At 72.7% G+C, this 17,497-nt stretch carries 11 protein-coding genes; 4 read left to right on the top strand and 7 right to left on the bottom strand.

Features of this window, described 5'->3' with window-relative positions:
• Window positions 1-53: 53 nt before the first annotated feature.
• The gene (locus EES43_RS02200) at window positions 54-2,567 is read right to left on the bottom strand and encodes a DEAD/DEAH box helicase (RefSeq protein WP_124267080.1); all 2,514 of its coding nucleotides are present in this window, start codon (window positions 2,565-2,567) and stop codon (window positions 54-56) included.
• A 137-nt stretch (window positions 2,568-2,704) separates the two neighbouring features.
• Here EES43_RS02200 and EES43_RS02195 point away from each other — a divergent pair, with 137 nt between their 5' ends.
• Together EES43_RS02195 and EES43_RS02190 are read left to right on the top strand one after the other, a co-directional pair.
• Window positions 2,705-3,496 carry a metal-dependent hydrolase gene (locus EES43_RS02195; protein WP_124267079.1) on the top strand — a complete coding sequence of 264 codons (792 nt, stop codon included), beginning with the start codon at window positions 2,705-2,707 and terminating at the stop codon, window positions 3,494-3,496.
• Between the two features lie 70 nt (window positions 3,497-3,566).
• Window positions 3,567-5,102: an ATP-dependent DNA ligase gene (locus EES43_RS02190; protein ID WP_124267078.1), complete on the top strand. Its 1,536-nt coding sequence runs from the start codon at window positions 3,567-3,569 to the stop codon at window positions 5,100-5,102.
• 60 nt (window positions 5,103-5,162) lie between these two features.
• Here the strand turns inward: EES43_RS02190 and EES43_RS02185 are convergent, their stop codons facing one another.
• From EES43_RS02185 to EES43_RS02165, 5 genes are all read right to left on the bottom strand, one after another.
• Complete coding sequence (locus tag EES43_RS02185) at window positions 5,163-6,524, bottom strand: NAD(P)/FAD-dependent oxidoreductase (protein WP_124267077.1); 1,362 nt, start codon at window positions 6,522-6,524, stop codon at window positions 5,163-5,165.
• A gap of 225 nt (window positions 6,525-6,749) precedes the next feature.
• On the bottom strand, window positions 6,750-8,531 hold the full coding sequence (locus EES43_RS02180) for an ABC transporter ATP-binding protein (RefSeq protein WP_124267076.1): 1,782 nt from the start codon (window positions 8,529-8,531) through the stop codon (window positions 6,750-6,752).
• The gene (locus EES43_RS02175; RefSeq protein WP_124267075.1) at window positions 8,528-10,456 is read right to left on the bottom strand and encodes an ABC transporter transmembrane domain-containing protein; all 1,929 of its coding nucleotides are present in this window, start codon (window positions 10,454-10,456) and stop codon (window positions 8,528-8,530) included. The genes EES43_RS02180 and EES43_RS02175 overlap by 4 nt, the downstream gene beginning before the upstream one ends.
• A 175-nt stretch (window positions 10,457-10,631) precedes the next feature.
• Entirely contained in the window at window positions 10,632-12,104 is a 1,473-nt protein-coding gene (locus tag EES43_RS02170; protein ID WP_124267074.1) for a Gfo/Idh/MocA family protein, read from the bottom strand.
• A gap of 452 nt (window positions 12,105-12,556) precedes the next feature.
• Window positions 12,557-13,054, bottom strand: coding sequence for a MarR family winged helix-turn-helix transcriptional regulator (locus EES43_RS02165; protein ID WP_206429982.1), 498 nt, complete (start codon window positions 13,052-13,054; stop codon window positions 12,557-12,559).
• Window positions 13,055-13,195: 141 nt separating this feature from the next.
• On the opposite strand from EES43_RS02165, the gene EES43_RS02160 reads away from it, so the two are divergent.
• Entirely contained in the window at window positions 13,196-15,001 is a 1,806-nt protein-coding gene (locus tag EES43_RS02160) for an ABC transporter ATP-binding protein (protein WP_124267073.1), read from the top strand.
• 451 nt (window positions 15,002-15,452) lie between these two features.
• Window positions 15,453-16,307 carry an endolytic transglycosylase MltG gene (mltG, locus tag EES43_RS02155; RefSeq protein WP_124267072.1) on the top strand — a complete coding sequence of 285 codons (855 nt, stop codon included), beginning with the start codon at window positions 15,453-15,455 and terminating at the stop codon, window positions 16,305-16,307.
• 47 nt (window positions 16,308-16,354) lie between these two features.
• Here the strand turns inward: mltG and EES43_RS02150 are convergent, their stop codons facing one another.
• A complete protein-coding gene (locus tag EES43_RS02150) occupies window positions 16,355-17,470 on the bottom strand; it encodes an NAD(P)-binding domain-containing protein (RefSeq protein ID WP_124267071.1) in 1,116 nt (371 codons plus the stop codon).
• Window positions 17,471-17,497: the final 27 nt, after the last annotated feature.

The following is a 17,497-nucleotide window of genomic DNA, read 5'->3' as shown; positions in this document are numbered from 1 at the left end:
TGTGGCTCTCCACTCCTGCGGCCGGTGGGCCGCCCCGCTCCTCGGTCGTCCGTTCACAGCTGGCCCACGTCCGTGACCCGGACGACCGCCCGGCCCTCCTCGTCGGACGCCGCCAGGTCGACCTCCGCCCGGATGCCCCAGTCGTGGTCGCCCGCCGGGTCGGCGAACGCCTGCCAGACCCGCCACAGGCCGTGCGCCGCGTCCTCCTCGATCTTCAGCAGCTTCGGGCCGCGCGCGTCCGGGCCGGTGCCGAGGTCGTCGTGGGCGTCCCAGTAGGCGTCCATCGCCTCGCCCCACGCGTCCTCGTCCCACCCGGAGTCGCCGTCCAGCTCGCCCAGATCGCGTACCCGGTCCAGCGCGGCCAGCTCCACCCGGCGGAACATCGCGTTGCGCACCAGCACCCGGAAGGCCCGGGAGTTCGCCGTGACCGGCTTGACCTCGTCCGCCCGCTCCTGGGCCTGCTCGGCCGTCTCCACCTCCGGGTTGGCCAGCTGCTCCCACTCGTCCAGCAGACTGGAGTCGACCTGGCGCACCATCTCGCCCAGCCAGGAGATCAGGTCCTCCAGGTCCTCCGACTTCAGGTCGTCCGGGATCGTGTGTTCGAGCGCCTTGTACGCGCTCGCCAGATACCGCAGCACGATGCCCTCGGTCCGGGCCAGCTCGTAGTGCGAGGTGAACTCCGTGAAGGTCATCGCCCGCTCGAACATGTCCCGGATCACCGACTTCGGCGACACCGGGTGGTCGCCCACCCACGGGTGGCTCTTGCGGTACACGTCGTAGGCGTGCCACAGCAGCTCGCCGAGCGGCTTCGGATACGTGACGTCCTGGAGCCGCTCCATCCGCTCCTCGTACTCGACCCCGTCCGCCTTCATCTGGCCCACCGCCTCGCCGCGCGCCTTGTTCTGCTGCGCGGCCAGGATCTGCCGGGGGTCGTCCAGCGTCGACTCGACCACCGAGACCATGTCCAGGGCGTACGAGGGGGATTCGGCGTCCAGCAGGTCGAACGCGGCCAGCGCGAACGTCGACAGCGGCTGGTTCAGCGCGAAGTCCTGCTGGAGGTCGACCGTGAGCCGCACGATCCGCCCCTCGGCGTCCGGCTTCTCCAGCCGCTCCACCACTCCGCCGTCCAGCAGCGAGCGGTAGATGGCGATGGCCCGCCGGATGTGGCGCAGCTGCGCCCTGCGCGGCTCGTGGTTGTCCTCCAGCAGGCGCCGCATCGCCTCGAAGGCGTCGCCGGGCCGCGCGATGACCGACAGCAGCATCGTGTGCGTGACCCGGAAACGGGAGTTCAGCGGCTCCGGCTCGGACGTGATCAGCTTGTCGAACGTCGTCTCCGACCAGGCCACGAAACCCTCGGGCGCCTTCTTGCGGACCACCTTGCGCTTCTTCTTCGGGTCGTCGCCCGCCTTCTTGACCGCCTTCTCGTTCTCGATGACGTGCTCGGGGGCCTGCGCCACCACGAACCCGGCCGTGTCGAACCCGGCCCGCCCGGCCCGGCCGGCGATCTGGTGGAACTCCCGGGCGCGCAGCGTCCGCACCCGGGTGCCGTCGTACTTGGTGAGAGCGGTGAACAGCACCGTGCGGATCGGCACGTTGACGCCGACGCCGAGCGTGTCCGTCCCGCAGATCACCTTCAGCAGGCCCGCCTGGGCCAGCTTCTCCACCAGGCGGCGGTACTTGGGCAGCATGCCCGCGTGGTGCACGCCGATGCCGTGGCGCACGTACCGGGAGAGGTTCTGGCCGAACTTGGTGGTGAAGCGGAAGCTGCCGATGAGATCGGCGATCTTCTCCTTCTCCTCCTTGGTGCACATGTTGATGCTCATCAGCGACTGCGCCCGCTCCACGGCCGCGGCCTGCGTGAAGTGCACGATGTAGACGGGCGACTGCCGGGTGTCCAGCAGCTCGGTCAGCGTCTCGGTGATCGGCGTGAAGCGGTACTCGTAGCTGAGCGGCACCGGGCGGGTCGCCGAGCGCACCACGGAGGTCGGGCGGCCGGTACGGCGGGTCAGGTCCTTCTCGAACATCGAGACGTCGCCGAGCGTCGCCGACATCAGCACGAACTGCGCCTGCGGCAGCTCCAGCAGCGGGATCTGCCAGGCCCAGCCCCGGTCCGGCTCCGCGTAGAAGTGGAACTCGTCCATCACGACCTGGCCGATGTCGGCGTACTTGCCGTCGCGCAGCGCGATGGAGGCCAGCACCTCGGCCGTGCAGCAGATGACCGGGGCGTCCGCGTTGACGGAGGCGTCCCCGGTGAGCATGCCGACGTTCTCGGTGCCGAAGAGCTTGCACAGGTCGAAGAACTTCTCCGACACCAGCGCCTTGATCGGCGCGGTGTAGAAGGTGACCTTGTCCTGGGCCAGCGCCGTGAAGTGCGCGGCAGCCGCCACCAGGCTCTTGCCCGAGCCGGTGGGCGTGGACAGGATCACGTTCGCCCCGGAGACCACCTCGATCAGCGCCTCCTCCTGAGCCGGGTAGAGGGTGATGCCCTGGGTCTGGGTCCATGACGAGAAGGCCTCGAAGAGGGCGTCCGGGTCGTCGGTCTGGGGCAGCTGGTCGATGAGGGTCACGCCCCCCATCTTGCCTGCCTTCCGGCGGGATGAGGGAACCGGCGGACCCGACGAAGATCACGGACGATACGCTTCGGGCTCAACTCGGCCGTCCCGCAGAGGCGATGGCCGCACCACGCACGGGGGGCGGAACGACCATGATGGGACCGGCACACTCGCTGTCGGGGGCCGCGGCCTGGCTGGGGGTGGGCGCGGCGGCTGCCGCGACGGGCCACACGATGCCCTGGCCCGTCCTCGTCGTCGGGGCGCTGATCTGCGCGGGCGCGGCCCTGGCCCCCGACCTCGACCACAAGTCCGCGACGATCTCGCGCGCCTTCGGACCGATATCCAAGGGCCTCTGCGAGATCGTCGACAAGCTGTCCTACGCCGTCTACAAGGCCACCAAGAGCCCCGGCGATCCCCGCCGCACCGGCGGCCACCGGACTCTGACCCACACCTGGCTGTGGGCCGTGCTCGTCGGAGGCGGCTGCTCCGTCGCCGCGATCACCGGAGGCCGCTGGGCGGTCCTCGCGATCCTCTTCGTCCACCTGGTGCTCGCGGTCGAGGGCCTGCTGTGGCGGGCCGCCCGGGTCTCCAGCGACGTCCTGGTCTGGCTGCTCGGCGCCACCAGCGCCTGGATCCTGGCCGGCGTCCTGGACAAGCCGGGCAACGGCTCCGACTGGCTGTTCGACGCCCCCGGCCAGGAGTACCTGTGGCTCGGGCTGCCCATCGTGCTCGGCTCGCTCGTCCACTGCGTCGGCGACGCGCTCACCGTATCGGGCTGCCCGATCCTGTGGCCGATCCCGCTGGGCCGCAAGCGCTGGTACCCGATCGGACCGCCGAAGGCGATGCGCTTCAGGGCCGGGAGCTGGGTCGAGGTGAAGGTGCTGATGCCGGCCTTCATGGTGCTCGGAGGAGTCGGCGGGGCGGCTGCCCTCAACCTGATCTGAGAGGTGCGCCCGCCGCCGCGCCCGGCCGGCCGGACGGGCGCGACGCCCACCGCCGTAGCACGATGGCCGCATGCTGCTCGTCCGGCTCGCCCAGGTGTCCCTGGAGGTCGCCGCCTCCTCCGCCCGCTCCCGCAAGGTGGCGCTCCTCGCCGAGCTGTTCCGGGACGCCGGGCCGGAGGACGTCCCGGTCGTCATCCCGTACCTCGCCGGACGCCTGCCCCAGGGCCGTATCGGCGTCGGTTGGCGCACCCTCGGCGACCCCGTGCCGCCCGCCGGCGACCCCACCCTGACCGTGGCCGGGGTGGACGCCGAGCTGACCGCGCTCGCCGCCGTCTCCGGCCCCGGGTCCCAGGCCCTGCGCCGCGACCGGCTCAGCGCCCTGTTCGCCGCCGCCACCGCGGACGAACAGCACTTCCTGAGGTCCCTGCTCACCGGCGAGGTGCGCCAAGGCGCCCTGGACGCCGTGGCCGTCGACGCGCTGGCCCGCGCCGCCCAGACGCCGCCCGCCGACGTGCGGCGCGCCGTGATGCTCGCCGGATCGCTCCAGGAGGTGGCCCGGGTCCTCCTCGCCGACGGGCCGGCGGCGCTCACCGCCTTCCGCCTCACCGTCGGCCGGCCCGTCCAGCCGATGCTCGCGCACACCGCCGCCTCCGTCGGCGAGGCCGTGGACAAGCTGGGGCCGTGCGCCGTCGAGGAGAAGCTCGACGGCATCCGCGTGCAGGTGCACCGGGACGGCGACCGGGTCCGCGCCTACACCCGGACCCTCGACGACATCACCGGCCGGCTGCCCGAACTGGTCGCCGCCGTCGCCGCCCTGCCGGCCGACCGGTTCATCCTCGACGGCGAGGTGATCGCCCTGGGGGAGGACGGCCGTCCCCGGCCGTTCCAGGAGACGGCGGCCCGGGTGGGCTCCCGGCGGGACGTGACGGGAGCGGCGGCCCACGTCCCCGTCCTCCCCGTCTTCTTCGACGCGCTCTCGGTCGACGGGGCGGACCTCCTGGACCTGCCGTACACCGAACGCCACGCCGCCTTGGAGCGCCTGGCCCCGCCGCACCTGCGGGTCCGGCGCACCCTCGTCACCGAACCGGAGGACGCGGACGCACGCCTCGCCGCCGACGCGTTCCTCGCCGCGACGCTGGAGCGCGGACACGAGGGCGTCGTCGTCAAGGACCTCGCCGCCGCCTACAGCGCGGGCCGCCGGGGCGCCGCCTGGCTCAAGGTGAAACCGGTGCACACCCTCGATCTCGTGGTGCTCGCCGCCGAATGGGGGCACGGCAGGCGCACCGGCCGGCTCTCCAACCTCCACCTGGGCGCCCGGCGTCCCGACGGGACGTTCGCGATGCTCGGCAAGACCTTCAAGGGGCTCACCGACGTCCTGCTGGAGTGGCAGACCGGGCGGCTGCTGGAGCTGGCGACCGAGGACGACGGCCACGTCGTCACCGTACGCCCGGAACTCGTCGTGGAGATCGCCTACGACGGCCTCCAGCGCTCCACCCGCTACCCGGCGGGCGTCACGCTCCGCTTCGCCCGCGTCCTGCGCTACCGCGACGACAAGACGGCGCGGGAGGCGGACACGGTGGAGACGGTCCTGTCCCGGCGGCCGTGACCGCGCCCCGGCGCGGACGGAGCGCGGTCACCCGGCGGCCGTCGCGCGACGGCGGTGCGCTCAGTGCCTGATCGCGGTCGCCTCGGTGTGCGCCCGGATCTGCTCGGGCGTCAGATAGGAGTCCGTGTACTCGAAGTCCCGTAGCGTCGCGGTCTTGCGGGACTGGAAGCCGGTCCGTACGAAGTCGTCGCCGGCGACCGCGTTCAGCGTCCAGTTCGTCAGGACCCGGGTCCTGGCGACGTTCGTCCGCAGCGCCGACCAGTGGTAGCCGCGGGCCACCGCCTGCGCGGGCAGCCCGCGCAGCTCGATGCCCAGCGGCTTGGACACCGCGTCCCGGCCGCCCAGGTCCACGACCAGGCCCAGGTCCTTGTGGACGTAGTCCCTCAGCGGTTCGCCGCGCAGCGAGGCGACCAGGTTGTCCGCCATCACCCGGCCCTGGCGCATCGCGTGCTGCGCGGTCGGCGGACAGACCGCGCCGTCCCCCTTGATCAGGTCCGGCACCGCCGCCGCGTCGCCGAGCGCGAACACCCCGTCCGCCCCCGGCAGCCGCAGCTGCGGGGACACCGCGAGCCGCCCGCGCACCGTCTCCGCGTCCAGCGTGGCGACCAGCGGGCTGGCCGCCACACCGGCCGTCCAGATCAGCGTCCGGCAGGGCAGCACCCGGCCGTCGGTGAACGTGACCTCCTCCGGGCCGGCCTTGGCGACGGAAACCCCGAGCGACACCTCGATGCCCCGCTTGCGCAGCACCTCCAGGGCGCTCTCGCCCAGCTTGTCGCCGAGTTCGGGCATCAGCTTCGGCGCGATGTCGATCAGGTGCCACTTGATCAGCTTCGGATCCAGCCGCGGGTAGCGCCGCCCCGCGCTGGCGGTCAGCCGCTGGAGGCAGGCGGCCGTCTCCGTTCCCGCGTAGCCCCCGCCGACCACGACGAACCGCAGCCGGGAGGCCCGCTCCGCCTCGTCCTGACTGGCGTCCGCCAGGTCCAGCTGGGCGATCACGTGGTCACGGATGTACGCCGCCTCGGCCAGCGTCTTCATCCCGCGGGCGTTGTCCAGCAGCCCGGGGATGTCGAAGGTGCGGGTGACGCTGCCCGCCGCGAGCACGATGTAGTCGTAGGGCTCGTCGACGATCTCGTCCGTGATCTTCCGGACGACGCAGACCTTCGCCTTCGTGTCCACGCCGATCGCCCCGCCGGGCACGATCCGGGTGCGGTGACGGCGGCTGCGGCGCAGCGACACCGCGACCGACTGGGGCGTGAGCACCCCGGAGGCCACCTGCGGAAGCAGGGGCAGGTAGAGCTGGTAGGAGAACGGTGTGACGAGCGTGATCTCGGCCTCGCCCGGAGCGAGCCTGCGCTCCAGGCGGCGTACGCATTCGATCCCTGCGAAGCCGGCGCCGACAACGAGAATCCTGGGTGGTGCCACGGTCTGAGTCCCTTCTCGGGCTTGCGTGGTTCTGCGCTCGCCTGCCCCGTATCCCGGGTGATGCACTCCTCATCCTCACCGGATGCCCGCACGTCCGCCTCCCGGCCGAGGTGAAAGAGCACCGGGGGACGGGCGCGCGCCCCGAGGCCCGCACGCACCCGTCCCCGAGGCCCGACCGGACCCCGGGGACGGGGAGAAGCGCTCCGCGCGGCGCGGCGTCGTCGGTCAGCCGTGCCAGGAGCGCCACAGCGACGCGTACGCGCCGTCCGCCGCCACCAGTTCGTCGTGGCTGCCCAGCTCGCTGATCCGGCCGTCCTCCACGACCGCGATCACATCCGCGTCGTGCGCGGTGTGCAGCCGGTGGGCGATCGCGATCACCGTCCGGCCCTCCAGCACCCGGGCCAGCGAACGCTCCAGATGGCGGGCCGCCCGCGGGTCCAGCAGCGACGTCGCCTCGTCCAGCACCAGCGTGTGCGGATCGGCCAGCACCAGACGGGCCAGCGCGATCTGCTGCGCCTGGGCCGGGGTCAGCGCGTGGCCGCCCGAGCCGACCTCGGTGTCCAGCCCCTGCTCCAGGGCCTTCGCCCAGCCCGCCGCGTCCACCGCCGCCAGTGAGGCCCACAGCTCCGCGTCCGTCGCGCCGTCGCGGGCCAGCAGGAGGTTGTCGCGGAGCGAGCCGACGAAGACGTGGTGCTCCTGGTTGACCAGGGCCACGTGCTCGCGGACCCGCTCCGCCGTCATCCGCGACAGCTCCGCGCCGCCGAGCGTCACCTCGCCGGTGCGCGGCGCGTAGATCCCCGCCAGCAGCCGGCCGAGCGTCGACTTGCCCGCCCCCGACGGGCCCACCAGCGCGAGCCGGGTGCCCGGAGCCACGTCCAGCGACACCTCGTGCAGTACGTCGACGCCTTCCCGGTACCCGAAGCGCACATCGTCCGCCCGTACGTCCCGGCCCCGCGGCCCCACCGCCGCGTCGCCCGCGTCCGGCTCGATCTCCCGCACGCCGACCAGCCGCGCCAGCGACACCTGGGCCACCTGGAGCTCGTCGTACCAGCGCAGGATGAGACCGATCGGGTCGACCATCATCTGGGCCAGCAGCGCGCCCGTCGTGAGCTGACCCACCGTGAGCCGGCCCTCCAGCACGAACCATCCGCCCAGCAGCAGGACCGCGCCGAGGATCGTCACGTACGTCGTGTTGATCACCGGGAACAGCACCGAGCGCAGGAACAGCGTGTACCGCTCCCAGGCCGTCCACTCCTTGATCCGCCGGTCCGAGAGCGCCACCCGCCGGGCGCCGAGGCGGTGCGCCTCCACGGTGCGGCCGGCGTCCACGGTCTCGGCGAGCATCGCGGCGACGGCCGCGTACCCGGCGGCCTCCGAGCGGTACGCCGAAGGAGCGCGCCGGAAGTACCAGCGGCAGCCCACGACCAGCACCGGCAGCGCGATCAGCACGGCCAGCGCCAGCGGGGGAGCGGTCACCGTCAGCGCGCCGAGCAGCAGCCCGGCCCACACGACGCCGATCGCCAGCTGCGGCACCGCCTCCCGCATGGCGTTCGCCAGCCGGTCGATGTCCGTGGTGATCCGGGACAGCAGGTCGCCGGTCCCGGCCCGCTCCAGGACCCCAGGAGGCAGTCCGACGGACCGCACCAGGAAGTCCTCGCGCAGGTCGGCGAGCATCTCCTCGCCCAGCATCGCCCCACGCAGCCGCATGCTCCGGGTGAACACGGTCTGGACGACCAGCGCGATCGCGAACACCGCGGCGGTGCGCTCCAGATGCAGGTCTGCGGCGCCGTTCGACAGGTCCTCGACCAGACCGCCCAGCAGATACGGCCCGGTGATCGACGCGATGACGGCCACCGCGTTGACGCCGATCAGGACGGCGAAGGCCCGCCGGTGCCGCCGCATCAGGTCCCGTACGTAACTCCGCACGGTCGTGGGCGTGCCCACGGGCAGCGTGGTGGACGACTCCGGGGCTGCGGGGTCGTACTCCGGTGGTGCGACGCCGATCATGCCCTCTCCTCGATTCCCTGAACGGTGGCGACCGCTTCGACCGCCACGATCGCCGTGTGCGCGGCCGGGGCCGCCTCGTCGTCGGTCTCCCGGGTGACGACCGCCCGGTAGCGCGGTTCGGTGCTCAGCAGCTCGCGGTGTGTGCCGGCCGCGACGACGGCGCCCCCGTGCACCAGCACCACCCGGTCGGCGACGTCGAGCAGCAAGGGCGACGAGGCGAACGCGACCGTCGTGCGCCCCCGGCGCAGCCGGGCGATGCCGGCGGCGACCCGGGCCTCGGTGTGCGAGTCGACCGCGGAGGTCGGCTCGTCGAGCACCAGCGCCTGCGGGTCGGTGACCAGCGACCGGGCCAGTGCGAGCCGCTGGCGCTGACCGCCCGACAGGGACCGGCCCCGCTCGGTGATCCGCGTCCGCATCGGGTCCCCGCCGTTGTCGGGGGACGCCTGGGCCAGTGCGGCCAGCACGTCGCCGCACTGGGCGGCGGCCAGCGCGTCCTCGGCGGTGACCAGACCGGAGGACGGGACGTCCATCAGCTCCTCCAGCGTCCCCGACAGCAGTACCGGGTCCTTGTCCTGGACCAGGACCGCGGCCCGTGCGACGTCGAGCGGGAGTTCGTCCAGCGCCACCGCGCCGAGCAGCACCGAGGGAGCGCGCGCTGGCGTCTCCGCGGACTCCCGTGTCGACCGCGCCGGATTCCCCGACGCCGACTCCCGCGGGCTCTCCGCGCCCGTCGCGCCGTCCGGCACCGCGTCCGGGGCGTCCTCGTCGCCGGTCTCCGCGTGACCGCCGAGCCGTTCGGCCAGCCGCCCCGCCTCGTCCGGGTCGCCGCAGACGACGGCGGTGAACCGGCCCTGGGGAGCCATCAGCCCGGTGGCCGGGTCGTACAGGTCGCCCGACGGGGCCACGCCCTCGACGGTGGCCGCCCGGGAGCTGCGGTGCAGCGACAGCACCCGTACGGCCCGCTGCGCGGACGGCCGGGAGAAGGAGTACGCCATGGCGATCTCCTCGAAGTGGCGCAGCGGGAACAGCATGAGCGTGGCCGCGCTGTAGACCGTGACCAACTGGCCCACGTCGATCCGCCCGTCGCGCGCGAGCGTCGCCCCGTACCAGACCAGCGAGATGAGCAGGACGCCCGGCAGCAGCACCTGCACCGACGAGATCAGCGCCCACATCCGCGCACTGCGCACGGCGGCCCTGCGGACCTCCTGGGAGGCGCGGCGGTAGCGGCCGAGGAACAGCTCCTCGCCGCCGATGCCGCGCAGTACCCGCAGTCCGGCCACCGTGTCCGAGGCCAGCTCCGTGGCCTTGCCGGCCTTCTCGCGCTGCTCGTCGGCGCGCCGGGTGGCGCGGGGCAGCAGCGGCAGGACGGCCAGCGCCAGCACCGGCATGGCGACGGCCACCAGGACGCCGAGGGACGGGAGGTAGATCACCAGGCCCACGCAGACCAGCACGAGCGCGGTGGCCGCGGCGGCGAAGCGCGAGAGCGCCTCGACGAACCAGCCGATCTTCTCCACGTCGCCGGTCGAGACGGCCACCACCTCGCCGGCCGCGACCCGCCGGGTCAGCGCCGAGCCCAGCTCGGCCGTCTTGCGCGCCAGCAACTGCTGCACCCGGGCCGCCGCGGTGATCCAGTTGGTGACCGCGGCACGGTGGAGCATGGTGTCGCCCATCGCGATCAGCACGCCCAGGGCCACGATCAGGGCTCCGGCCAGCGCGAGCCGTCCGCCGGAGCGGTCGATGACGGCCTGGACGGCGACGCCCACGGTGACGGGGAGCCCGGCGATGCCCAGTTGGTGGACCAGCCCCCACGACAGGGCTTTCAGCTGCCCGGCGAGCTGATGGCGCCCGAGCCAGATCAGGAAGCGTGGACCTGAACGGATATCGGGGTCGCCGGGATCCGAATACGGAAGATCGCGAATCTGCATGACGTCCCAGGGCTCGGCTGCGGAGGCCCGTGCGGCGGGCCTCGGAAGTACGGTGTGACCAAACCGTGCAAGGTTCGCGTCCCGCCCCGGTCCCGGGCAACCGGTTTTCCGTCCGCCCCGCAGGCCCGCCCCCGCCGGCCCGGGGCCCCGGGCGCGGTGCCCGGGACCCCTGCCGTCAGCCCGCGGGCTTCTCCGAGTCCATGCCGGACCGGGCCTTCTTCCACTCGCCGCGCGTGAAGTCCGGTATCTGCTGGGGAGCGCCCTTGGCCTTGATCGACTGGTGGCTCAGCGGCACCGGGGCCGTCCACGTCGCCGCGTCGTACACGTCGAAGTCCGGTACGAGGCCCAGCCGCATGCACTGCATCACCCGGAAGACCATCATGTAGTCCATCCCTCCGTGGCCGCCCGGCGGGTTCGCGTGCTCCTTCCACAGCCAGTGGTCCCACTCGGCGTACGCCGAGAAGTCCGCCCACTGGTCGTCCGTGTGGTCGGGCTCGATGTAGATGCGCTCCGGGTAGTCCTCGAAGACGCCCCGGGTGCCGCCGAGGCTGTTGATACGGGAGTACGGGTGCGGGGTCGACACGTCGTGCTCCAGCCGGATCACCCGGCCCTTCGCCGTCTGGATCAGGCTGATCGTGCGGTCGGCGCTGATGTACGACTCCTTCCAGCTCGGGTCGTTCGCCGGCATGTGCTTCTTGCGGTACTCGGCGAGGCCGAGGGCCGGGGTGCCGAAGCTCGCGATGCTGACGGCGCGGTCGCCGCGGTTGACGTCCATGTAGTTGGCGACCGGCCCGAACCCGTGGTTCGGGTAGAGGTCGCCGCGCAGCCGGGTGTGCCACAGCCGCCGCCACGGGCCCTCGTAGTAGTCCGGGTCGAACATCAGCCCGCGCAGGTCGTGGTTGTAGGCGCCCGCGCCGTGCAGCAGATCGCCGAAGAGCCCCGCGTGCGCCATCCGCAGCACCCGCATCTCGTTCTTGCCGTAGCAGCAGTTCTCCAGCTGCATGCAGTGCCGGCGGGTGCGCTCCGAGAGGTCCACCAGCTCCCACAGCTCGTCCAGCCGCATCGCGACCGGACACTCCACGCCGACGTGCTTGCCGCCCAGCATCGCCGCCTTCGCCATCGGGAAGTGGAGCTCCCAGGGAGTGGCGACGTAGACGAAGTCGATGTCCCCGCGCCGGCAGAGGTTCTCGTAGTCGTGCTCGCCCTTGGCGTAGACGGCGGGGGCGGGCTGTCCGGCGGCGGTCACCTTGGCGGCGGCCTGCTCCGCCTTCTCCCTGACCGGGTCGCAGACCGCCACGACCCGGACGCCGGGCACCGCGAGGAAGAGTTCGATCATGCTGCCGCCGCGGTTGCCGAGGCCCACGATCCCGACCCGTACCGTCGAGCGCCCCTCGAAGGGGACGTCCACCATCGTGCGGCCCTTGCGGGCGGGTGCGGCGGCCGGTGCGCCCGCCGCGGGCGCGGACGCCTCCGCCGCCGAGGCGACGCCGCCGGACAGGGAGCCGAGGCCGAGCCCGGCCCCGGCGACCCCCGCCGTGGTCCACAGCACCGAACGGCGGCTGGGGTCCTGCCTGTTCGTCTCACCGGCCGCGCCTGCCGGCGCGGGGTCGTCCTGCCGGGCCGCTTCGTGCCGGGCGTCGTCGTTCATCGAGCCTCCAGGTGTGGGGTGAGGGGGTCCTGACGGTGCGCGAGCGCGTCCGGAGCCGTGTGCGTGCGCACGGGACCGGACCTCGGTAGGACCCTGGACGGTGAGGCTGATGATGCGCAAGGGAGCTGCGGGCGGCCGGAGCCACGGGCTGTTGGACTCTCGTGCGCAAACCATGGACTTTCGTCACGGCACGCCGAAACGCCAACTGGTTCAACCAGTTGGAACCCTGTGACGTGCGGTCTTTCGTTGTTCGACGGCGCGTGGTCCCGAGCGTCCGGACGGTCATCCGGAGGCCGGCCGGGTGGCGCGCTCCGACTCCGGGATCACGAGGGGGACGAGATCGGGGCGTACCGGTGCGGAGGTCCGGTCGGGCTCCGGCAGCGGGCTGCGGTGTCCCGTCGGCGCATCGTGCGGCCTCCGGCCCGGAGTCGGGACGGAGGCCCGGCGTGCCGTCAGCAGTGGCGCTCCGGCATTCCGTCGACCAGAGCGGACAGCAGACCGCCCAGCACCTCGCGCTGATCGGCCGTCAGCGGAGCCAGGATCTCCTCCGCGGCGGCCCGGCGCGCGGTGCGCAGGGACCGCAGCGTGGCGCGCCCCTCCTCGGTGATCTCGACGCGCACCACCCGGCGGCTGTCCGGGTCCGGTGCGCGCCGGACCCGGCCGCTCGCCTCCAGGGCGTCGACCAGCGTCGTCACGGCGCGCGGGACGACGTCCAGCCGCTGCGCCAGATCCGCCATCCGGGGCGCCGCGTCGTACTGCGCGACCGTCCGCAGCAGCCGGAACTGCGCGGGCGTGATGTCGATCGGCTCCAGCTGGCGGCTCTGGATGCGGTGCAGCCGCCGCGTCAGCCGCAGCAGCTGCTCGGCGAGCATGCCGTCGCGGTCCCGGTCGCCTTCTGCGGGGCCGCTCGGGCGAGGGCGGTCGGCGGCGGGGGAGTCGGGGGCTTCCATGCGGGAACAATACCAGGACCATGTTCATTGTGAGTAAAGGTAACAATGAGCTATGCTCTCAACGGTCGATCCGCACGGGCCGCCGCGCCCCCGGCTCCGACCCGCCCCACGCCCGACGAAGGAGCCCAGACGAAGGAGCCCATGAAACCCGACGAACCCATGTGGACGCCCCCACCTCGGGACGGCACCGCTCCGCCCGCCGAGGTGCGCCGCATCCTGCGCCTTTTCCGTCCCTATCGCGGCCGGCTCGCCGTGGTCGGACTGCTGGTCGGCGCATCCTCCCTGGTGACCGTCGCCTCACCCTTCCTGCTGCGCGCGATCCTGGACACCGCCATCCCTCAGGGACGCACGGGCCTGCTCACGCTGCTCGCGCTCGGCATGATCCTCACGGCCGTGCTGAACAGCGTCTTCGGCGTCCTGCAGACGCTGATCTCCACGACGGTCGGCCAGCGCGTCATGCACGACCTGCGCACCGCCGTCTACACCCAGCTCCAGCGGATGCCGCTCGCCTTCTTCACCCGGACGCGCACGGGCGAGGTGCAGTCCCGCATCGCCAACGACATCGGCGGCATGCAGGCGACGGTCACCTCCACCGCGACCTCGCTCGTCTCCAACCTCACCTCCGTCATCGCGACCGTCGTCGCGATGGTCGCCCTCGACTGGCGGCTCACCATCGTCTCGCTGCTCCTGCTGCCGGTGTTCGTCGCCATCAGCCGCCGCGTCGGCCGGGAGCGCAAGAAGATCACCACCCAGCGTCAGAAGCAGATGGCCGCCATGGCCGCCACGGTGACCGAGTCGCTCTCGGTCAGCGGCATCCTGCTCGGCCGCACCATGGGCCGCTCCGCGTCCCTCACCCGGGGGTTCGCCGAGGAGTCCGAGCGCCTGGTCGACCTCGAAGTGCGCTCCAACATGGCAGGCCGCTGGCGGATGTCGACCATCAGCATCGTGATGGCCGCCATGCCCGCCGTCATCTACTGGGCCGCCGGGCTCACCCTCCACTCCGGCGCCACGCCCGTCTCCATCGGCACGCTCGTCGCCTTCGTCACGCTGCAACAGGGCCTGTTCCGTCCGGCGGTGAGCCTGCTCTCCACCGGCGTGGACATGCAGGCCTCCCTGGCGCTCTTCCAGCGGATCTTCGAATACCTCGACCTCACGGCCGACATCACCGAGCCCGAGGAGCCCGTCCGGCTGGAGAAGATCCGCGGCGAGGTCGCCTTCGAGAACGTCGACTTCCACTACGACGAGAAGAGCGGCCCCACGCTCAGCGGCATCGACGTCGCCATTCCGGCCGGGAGCAGCCTCGCCGTCGTCGGTTCCACCGGCTCCGGCAAGTCCACCCTCAGCTACCTCGTGCCCCGGCTCTACGACGTGACCGGCGGACGCGTCACGATCGACGGCGTCGACGTCCGGGAGCTGGACTTCGACACCCTGGCCCGAGCGGTCGGCGTCGTCTCCCAGGAGACGTACCTCTTCCACGCCTCCGTCGCCGACAACCTGCGCTTCGCCAAGCCGGACGCCACCGACGAGGAGATGGAGTCCGCGGCGCGCATCGCGCAGATCCACGACCACATCGCCTCGCTGCCCGACGGGTACGACACCCTGGTGGGCGAGCGCGGCTACCGCTTCTCCGGCGGCGAGAAGCAGCGGCTCGCCATCGCCCGGACCATCCTGCGCGACCCGCCCGTGCTCATCCTCGACGAGGCGACCAGCGCCCTCGACACCCGTACGGAGCACGCCGTGCAGGAGGCCATCGACGCCCTGTCCGCCGGCCGCACCACCCTCACCATCGCGCACCGCCTCTCCACCGTCCAGGACGCGGACCAGATCATCGTGCTGGACGGCGGTCGCGCCGCCGAACGGGGCACGCACGACGAACTCCTGGAGCGCGACGGCCGTTACGCCGCCCTGCTCCGCCGCGACGCGCACCTGGCGCCGGCCTCCTCCTGACGGCTCCCGTGCCGCCGTGCCGCCGTGCCGCCGTGCCGCCGGTGTCCGTGCGCGGGGGGCGGAGGCGTCGCGCGGCCTCGCACGGCCCGACACGCGGCAGCGCCGCCGCTCCCGTGGGACGGGGAGCGACGGCGCCGGTCGGAGCAGAGGTCAGACGAGCCAACCCACGAAGTGGACGATGCCGGCAAGCAGGTTGGTCAGGAAGTTCATCTGGTGCTTCTCCTTGTGCGTGGTGCATCTGCGGGACTGCGCAGTAGCGGTCTGCAGCCCGTTGACTGCGCTCTGCAATCATCACGCCGGGTGTGGCGACCGGGCAACAAAAGTCCGTACGATCACGCGTTCCAGCGAACATCCGATCCCTTGTTCGTCTGTTCTGATCGGGCGTCATGGCGTTCGTGTCGTCGGCCCCGAGGTACCGGCCCGAGGCCCTGACAGGGGTTAACGTGCCCGCATGGTGATCGAGTCCCCGGACAGTCGGCCCCGTCGCAGACTCCGCCCGACCCGTCGCGGGAAGGCCGTCATGGTCGTCTGCGCACTGCTCGCCGTGTCGGCCGCCGTCCTGATCCCGCTCAACCTGATCGGCTCGGACGACGGGCGGGAGGAGCGGAGCACCCGGACCCTGGTCGTGCCGGAAGGCCGCCGCGCCACCCAGGTGTACGCGGCCGTCGACCGGGCGCTCGGCCTGGCCGCCGGCAGCACACGCGACACCGTCCCGAAGGCCGGCCTCGCCCTGCCCGACCAGGCCGCCGGAAACCCCGAGGGGTACCTCTTCCCCGCCACGTATCCGCTCGACCCGTCGACGACGCCGACCAGCCTGCTGCGCTACATGGCCGACACCGCGCGCAAGCGTTTCGGCACGGACCGCATCACGGCCGGAGCCCGGCGCAACAACATCTCCGTCTACGAGACGGTCACGATCGCCAGCATCGTCCAGGCCGAGGCGGACACCGCCGCCGACATGGCCAAGGTCGCCCGGGTCGTCTACAACCGGCTGCTCAAGGACATGCCGCTCCAGATGGACTCCACGCTCAACTACGCCCTGAAGCGCTCCACGCTGGACACCAGCGCCGGGGACACCAGGATCGACAGCCCGTACAACAGCTACCAGCGCAAGGGCCTGCCGCCGACGCCCATCGGCAACCCGGGGGAGGAGGCCCTGCGAGCGGCCGTCAGCCCCGCGCCCGGCCCCTGGCTGTACTTCGTCACGGTCGGGCCGGGAGACACCCGCTTCACCGAGAGCTACGACGAGCAGCGCAAGAACGTCGAGGAGTTCAACCAAGGACGGCGCTCCGCCACCGCGAGCTGACCGCCCCCACCCGCACCGCTACGCCCGTCATACGACCGCTCAGCCCGTCATACGGACGCCGGAGCCGCGACCTCGTCGGCCCCCGGCCTCCCACCGGTTCCGGCCAGCAGCCCCGTCACCGACCGGACCGCCGTCCGCCCCGCCCGGTTGGCGCCGATGGTGCTGGCGGACGGCCCGTACCCGACGAGGTGCACCCGACCGTCCCGTACGGCGCGGGTGTCCTCCACACGGATGCCACCGCCCGGCTCGCGCAGCCTGAGCGGCGCCAGATGCTCCACGGCGGGCCGGAAACCCGTCGCCCACAGGATCACGTCCGCCTCGACCGTCCGCCCGTCGTCCCACACCGCGCCGGTCGGCGTGATCCGGTCGAACATCGGCAACCGGTCGAGGACGCCCCGCTCACGCGCGCGGCGTACCGCGTCGGTGACCGGCAGTCCGGTCACGCTGACCACGCTCCGCGGCGGCAGCCCGTCGCGCACCCGCCGCTCCACCAGGGCGACGGCGGCCCGCCCCCACTCCTCGGTGAACGGCCCCTCGCGGAAGACCGGCTCGCGCCGCGTCACCCAGAAGGTCGCGGCGGCGTGGTCGGCGATCTCCATCAGGTGCTGCGTACCGGAGGCCCCGCCCCCGACCACGATGACGCGCCGTCCCGCGAACTCCTCAGGACCCGGGTAGCGCACCGTGTGCAACTGCCGGCCGCGGAACGTCTCCTGGCCCGGGTAGCGGGGCCAGAAGGGGCGGGCCCAGGTGCCGGTCGCATTGATCAGCGCACGCGGCCCGTAGCCGCCCTCGGACGTCTCCACGAGCAGACGCCCGCCGCTCCCCTCGCGCACCGCCCGCACCTCGACCGGCCGGTGCACGCGGAGGCCGAAGCGCTCCTCGTACGCCGCGAAGTACCCGGCGATCACCTCCGACGAGGGGCGGTCCGGATCGGCTCCGGTCAGCTCCATCCCCGGCAGCGCGTGCATGCCGTGGACCCTTCCGTACGTCAGGGAGGGCCAGCGGAACTGCCAGGCCCCGCCGGGCCCGGGAGCGTGATCCAGGACGACGAAGTCGCGGTCGGGTTCGAGGCCGGCGCGCCGCAGGTGGTACGCGGCCGACAGCCCCGCCTGACCGGCGCCGATCACGACCGCGTCCAGCTCGCGCACCCCAAGAATGTTCACGCTTCTACCAACTCTGCGGGCGCCCGG

This window comes from Streptomyces sp. ADI96-02 (genome assembly GCF_003846185.1).
Lineage (GTDB): Bacteria > Actinomycetota > Actinomycetes > Streptomycetales > Streptomycetaceae > Streptomyces.
This window is presented reverse-complemented; position numbering and strand designations above follow the sequence as displayed.